The following is a 1,699-nucleotide window of genomic DNA, read 5'->3' on the forward strand; positions in this document are numbered from 1 at the left end:
CGTCTGTACAGTAGTAAAAAGCCGATCATAAGGTACAGATCGGCGAATGTTTTTAAGCTGTTTCGCCCAAATTCCCTTCATAACGCAGATGCAGTAACGGATAAGGCCGGCCATGATCGTCGGTCGCAGAGCGTCCGCAAATGACAAACCCCATCTTCTGATAAAATCCGACTGCCTGGTCGTTCTGTTCGTTCACGTCCGTCGTCAGATTGGGAATTAACGACAGCGCATGCCTGACCAACTCTCTCCCAACGCCCATTCCCCTGGCATCAGGATCGACAAACAGCGCCTCCAGGTGATGTTCCGACAGCAACATAAACGCGATCGGTACATCTGCATCATTTACCGCTACCCATAATGGCGCTTCGGGGAGAAATTCCCGTACCTGAACTTCAATCTCAGCTCGGTCCTGCGCCGAAAGAAAGTCATGCGTCGCATCGACAGCACGGCACCAGATAGCAATTAATCGTTCTCCTTCATGGCGTTGTGAACGTCTGATGATCATTATTCAGCTTCCTTAAGAATCGTTTCCACATTATAACGTAGAGGTGATTGAAACTTTCTCACCTTCCACATGCAGGCTCGACATTTTACTTAATTCTGGGTATCGTTAGGTGTCTGGAAGTCTAAACGTTTATACGTATGTTGTGAGGTAAATAAGGTTATGCCGATTCGGGTGCAGGACGAGCTACCAGCCGTCAAGTTTTTGCGTGATGAGAACGTCTTCGTGATGACGGCGTCGCGTGCAACAGGTCAGGAAATTCGTCCGTTAAAGGTGCTGATCCTTAACCTGATGCCGAAGAAAATTGAGACAGAAAACCAGTTCCTACGTCTGCTGTCGAATTCTCCGCTGCAGCTGGATATCCAGTTGCTACGCATTGATGCCCGCGAGTCGCGTAACACGCCGACAGAGCATCTTAATAACTTTTACTGTAATTTCGACGACATTCGCCACGAAAACTTCGATGGATTGATCGTTACTGGTGCGCCGTTGGGGCTGGTTGAATTCAATGATGTTGCCTATTGGCCGCAGATCCAGCAGGTGCTTGAGTGGGCGAAAGACCACGTCACCTCAACGTTGTTTGTCTGTTGGGCGGTACAGGCCGCGCTCAATATTCTCTACGGCATTCCAAAACAGACCCGCAACGACAAACTCTCCGGCGTTTATGAACACAATATTCTCCACCCACATGCTTTGCTAACGCGCGGTTTTGACGACACTTTCCTCGCCCCGCACTCGCGTTATGCTGATTTCCCGGCAAAACTGATTCGTGACTATACCGATCTCGAAATCCTCGCCGAAACGGCCGATGGGGATGCCTACCTGTTTGCCAGCAAAGACAAGCGTATTGCTTTTGTCACTGGTCATCCAGAGTACGATGCCCACACGCTGGCGAGTGAGTTTTTCCGTGATGTGGAAGCCGGTTTAAGCCCGGAAGTGCCGTACAACTATTTCCCCAAAGATGACCCACAAAACAAACCGCACGCCACCTGGCGCAGTCATGGAAATCTGTTGTTTGCTAACTGGCTCAACTACTATGTCTACCAAATCACACCATACGATCTGCGGAATATGAATCCAACGCTGGATTGATCGACTACTCCTAACGATCCTAAAGCGTTTCAGCATCCTCAATCAGGCACCCTCGGGTGCCTTTTTTGTTTCCGAAAACCACACCAGTAAATAATAAATTTTTAA

The 1,699-nt window shown here is 49.0% G+C and carries 2 protein-coding genes; one reads left to right on the plus strand and one right to left on the minus strand.

Annotation, left to right across the window (positions count from 1 at the left end; translation table 11 throughout):
• Window positions 1-52: 52 nt before the first annotated feature.
• On the minus strand, window positions 53-505 hold the full coding sequence (locus tag LZ634_RS22245) for an acetyltransferase (protein ID WP_234508903.1): 453 nt from the start codon (window positions 503-505) through the stop codon (window positions 53-55).
• A 159-nt stretch (window positions 506-664) separates the two neighbouring features.
• Here LZ634_RS22245 and metA point away from each other — a divergent pair, with 159 nt between their 5' ends.
• On the plus strand, window positions 665-1,594 hold the full coding sequence (metA, locus tag LZ634_RS22250) for a homoserine O-acetyltransferase MetA (protein WP_234508904.1): 930 nt from the start codon (window positions 665-667) through the stop codon (window positions 1,592-1,594).
• The last annotated feature ends 105 nt before the right edge of the window (window positions 1,595-1,699 follow it).

Origin of the sequence: Kluyvera intermedia (assembly GCF_021440345.1) — a bacterium.
GTDB lineage: Bacteria > Pseudomonadota > Gammaproteobacteria > Enterobacterales > Enterobacteriaceae > Kluyvera > Kluyvera intermedia_A.

Coding starts and splice junctions, on each gene's coding strand:
- LZ634_RS22245 (WP_234508903.1), bottom strand. CDS start 505: ATGATCATCAGACGTTCACAACGCCATGAAGGAGAACGATTAATTGCT.
- metA (WP_234508904.1), top strand. CDS start 665: ATGCCGATTCGGGTGCAGGACGAGCTACCAGCCGTCAAGTTTTTGCGT.